The 3,842-nt window shown below is 66.7% G+C and carries 4 protein-coding genes and 1 tRNA gene; 2 read left to right on the forward strand and 3 right to left on the reverse strand.

Annotated elements, in window-relative coordinates:
- A partial coding sequence (locus JHC81_RS14010) for a TonB family protein (RefSeq protein WP_292175701.1) occupies positions 1–490 on the forward strand: 490 nt, incomplete at its 5' end.
- A gap of 134 nt (positions 491–624) precedes the next feature.
- Positions 625–701, forward strand: a tRNA-His gene (locus JHC81_RS14015).
- Positions 702–782: 81 nt separating this feature from the next.
- Here JHC81_RS14015 and JHC81_RS14020 read toward each other — a convergent pair.
- The 3 genes from JHC81_RS14020 to JHC81_RS14030 form a co-directional block, all read right to left on the reverse strand.
- On the reverse strand, positions 783–2,531 hold the full coding sequence (locus JHC81_RS14020; RefSeq protein ID WP_292175703.1) for a patatin-like phospholipase family protein: 1,749 nt from the start codon (positions 2,529–2,531) through the stop codon (positions 783–785).
- Positions 2,532–2,653: 122 nt separating this feature from the next.
- Positions 2,654–3,040, reverse strand: coding sequence for a DUF1489 domain-containing protein (locus JHC81_RS14025; RefSeq protein ID WP_292175707.1), 387 nt, complete (start codon positions 3,038–3,040; stop codon positions 2,654–2,656).
- Between the two features lie 17 nt (positions 3,041–3,057).
- A partial coding sequence (locus tag JHC81_RS14030) for a biotin/lipoyl-containing protein (RefSeq protein ID WP_292175705.1) occupies positions 3,058–3,842 on the reverse strand: 785 nt, incomplete at its 5' end.

Raw genomic sequence — 3,842 nt, forward strand, 5'->3', positions numbered from 1 at the left:
ACCTCCGCCTCCGCCTCCGCCGGACACGCCTCCGCCGCCCAAGCTGCAGATCCGTCCGCCGGTCATCGTTCCGAATGCGCCACCGCCGCCCCCGGCTGTGAACATCGAGACGACGAAGAAGGAAGATCGGATCGAGGTTGCGGGTCCTGCGGTCATCACCCGCACGCCGCCGGAACCGGCTCCTGTACCTGCTCCGCCGCGTCCTTCGGTGATCACCAACCCGACCTGGGCCCGCCAGGCTGCGCCTGAGTTCCCGGAACGGGCCCAGAGCCGCGGTATCGAAAGCGGCAGCGTGGTGGTCAGCTGCACCGTGCAGCCCAACGGCTCTCTGGCAAACTGCCAGATTGCCTCGGAGACGCCCAGCGGTGCCGGCTTCGGCCAGGCTGCGTTGGCCGCCGCTCGTCGTTCGCGGGTTTCGCCCCGTACCGTCGATGGTGCCGCTCAAGGTGCGACCGTCCGCTACACCGTCCGGTTCCAACTGGGCGACTGAGGCAGACGTCAGACTATCGGAAGACCCCGGAGCCAACGGCTCCGGGGTTTTTCTTTGTGTGAGAGGCGCTGTTTGATCGTCGCCGCTTGATCGCGTCGTTCGGTGCCGCTAGACACCCTTCCTCGCGTCGATGCGCCGCCTTAGCTCAGTTGGTTAGAGCGCCGGTTTGTGGAACCGGAGGTCCTCAGTTCAAGCCTGAGAGGCGGTACCATCCCTCGTTCGAGCAAGGCTCCGAGGACAGGCTCTCGCCCATGATAATGGTGCCCCGCCTGCGTCGCTGAAGCGAAGGCGTTCAGGTCGTCGTAGAGACGTCTGCCTTGCGCCGTCGCATCGCGGTGACCGGCCCTTCGACCTTTGCCAAGGCTTCGCGCGTGGCCTGATAGCCCACGAGAACCGTCGGCTCGTAGCTCTTCCAGTCGCGAATTTCTGTCCCCTCGGGCTTCGGCTGCACGAGGATGTCGGTCGCCGCACGCGAAACCTCGATCTCGGCATCCGTCGTCAGGGTCGCCGAGCGCATCAGGATGGAGACGATGGGCGGGCCGCGACGCCAAGCCCCGGTCGCCAGGAACCGCCAGACCGAGGGCGGATGAAGGATCACCTGAGGGTCCACGCCGCGCGCCTGGGACATGTCCACGCCGATTACCGGGCCACCATTCATCTGGCGCATGACGGCGGTAGGCAGGTTGTTCAGCACGGCTCCGTCCACCAGCACCTGACCGTCGATGACGATGGGTGGCAGCAGGCCGGGAATGGCGATGGAGGCGCGCATGGCCCGGCGCATCATGCCGCGCCGATGCACCTCGATCTTGCCGCTGGTCAGATTGGTGGAGACGGCGAAGAAGGGCCGCACCGTATCGGCCAAATCCATGTCGCCATAGGCGTCGATCAGCAGCTGATCGACCTTGGCCGCTCGCGTCATGGCCAGCATGGGGAAGGTGATGTCGGACAGGGGGTTCTTGGCCACAAAGGCCCGGCGAATGCGGGCCTCCAGCTCGTCCTGCGGCCAGCCCAGGGCCGGCCCGGCCGCGATCACCGCCCCCATGGACGCGCCGCCGACGAAGTCGATCGGCACCCTGGCCTCATGCAGCGCCCGCAGCGCACCGATATGGGCATAGGCGCGGGCCCCGCCGCCGGAGAAGACCACGCCTACCGCGCTGCCGGTCAGGACGCGGGCCATGCGCTCGGCATCGTCAGCGGCCCCCTCCACCGCCTGGAACCAGCGTCCTGGCTGGATGGCGTCGAGCCAGGCGGCGGTATTGGCGGGGCGCTGCATGCGGGGGTCGCGCATCAGGATCAGGTCGGTCCGCCGCTGGGCGTCCAGCACCCCGGAATGCGGCATCGGACGGTTGGGCGGGGCCAGCAGGCCGTTGCCGACCACGAAGACCCGATCCACCTGACGCGCACACAATGAGGCCCAGGCGGGCTCGTCCAGCTCGGCGACATACAGGACGTAGTCGTGGGTATCCTCGACGCGGCTGAACCAGTCGGCGGCAGACGTCAGGGCGGAATGGTCGATGACCTGGCAGGTGAAGCCGGCAGCCTGGATGGCGGCGGCGATGCGCTCGACGAAGGCGCGGATGGGCCGGGGGCGGGCGGAGACGAAGCCGAAGACGCTGGGTTCGCCGCCGCCGGAGCGTTGGTCGCGTGCCCGCTGGATCATCAGGCGCGACAGTTCGACCATCAGGTCGGGCTCCTTGCGCGCCGCTTCGAAGAAGGCGTCGCGTGGCAAGGCCAGTACTTCGCAGTCGCGCAGGGCGACGACGTCGGCGGTGTGTTCCGTGCCGGCCATCATGGCCATCTCGCCCGCAGGCTCGCCGGGGCGGATGACGCCGACGAACTCGGGTGGGCGGTCGTGATGCGCATCGCGGCGGAAGACGCCCAGACGCCCGCTACGCAGCAGGTACAGGGTGTCGGCGGGGGTGCTCTCTGCAAACAGGATCTCCCCGCCGGTCAGGGCAAACCAGCTGGCGCGGGTATTCTTCCCGCCCTCGAAGATGCGGTGCAGGGCGTCTTCAAGCCGGTCGGAGCGGGGAGAGGGCATGGAAAAGGTTCGAGGGATTAGGGATTAGGGATTAGGGACGAGGGAAGATCGGCATCGCACCACATGATCGCGTGAGTCTCTGATCATTCCCTAATCCCTCATCCCTCATCCCTCGTCCCCAACTACCACGCCCCCATCTCCCTCAGCTTCTTGGCCAGGTCGTCGGGCAGGTCACCGGCGTCCATGGTGGACAGGTCGGGCGGGGCGTCCTTGGGCTCCAGATAGCGCCAGCCCTGGAAGGGGCGTCGGGCCTGGGGGGCGGTGCGGATGACTTCAGGGTGCAGGCGGATGTGGCACATGCTGGTCTTGCCCTCGCCCTTGGTGGTGATGTCCGCGATGGGCATGCGACAGGTGACCGAGCCCTTCATGACCCAGTACAGGCAGCCGCCGTCCTCCAGTTCCTGCGCGCGCTTCGGCGTCATGCGGGTGTGGACGGTCAGCCAGTCGCCCTTGGCGACACGGCGCTCCAGCGTCTCGACTTTTGCCACGCCGACGCAGAGCTTGATCATGTGCAGGGTGGGTTGGCTCACCCGGCCGACGCCTCGACCGTAGCCAGCACGACGTCTGCTGCCACCTGATCACCCACGTTGGCGTTGATGGCCCCGACGACGCCGTCGAACGGCGCGACAAGCGCATGCTCCATCTTCATGGCCTCCAGCACGATCACCGGCTGGCCCTTGGTGACGGTGTCCCCCGCCTTGGCGGGGGTGGCGACGATCTTGCCGGGCATGGGGGCGCGGAGGGAGCCGTCGGAGGCGGTGCCCGCCCCGGTACCACCGCGAGGAGCATGGCGTGAAACCTGATAAGCTTCGCCCTGATAGAAGACGACAAACCCGCCGTCGATCTCGGGTCCGTAGCCAACTACAGCTTGGCCGCTTCTGTCTTGCCCCTGAAACTTCGCACCATCAATGAAGAAGGTATGTCCCAGCTTTGGGTGCGCGTTCAGACGAAATCCGGACGTACCGTAGTCAGAATCCCAAACATCCTCAGGATTGACGGTTCTAGACCGCCACAGCAGGTCGCTGGCATCCTCAATCACGGGCTCTGCTGGTCCGGACGCGATCAACAAGTCCTCTTCCGCCGCAATGAAGCCGGTATCCACGTCGCCCGACAAGAAGCGGGGATGGTCCAGGCACTTCATGACGAAGGCGGCATTGGTTTTCACTGGCCAGACCTCGACCTCCGACGCGGCGACGGCCAGGCGACCGGCGGCCTCCTCGCGCGTATCGGCATGGACGATCAGCTTGGCGATCATGGGATCGTAGAACTGGCTGACCTCGCCGCCTTCATAGACGCCGGTGTCGATGCGGA

Source organism: Brevundimonas sp. (assembly GCF_016463295.1).
GTDB lineage: Bacteria > Pseudomonadota > Alphaproteobacteria > Caulobacterales > Caulobacteraceae > Brevundimonas.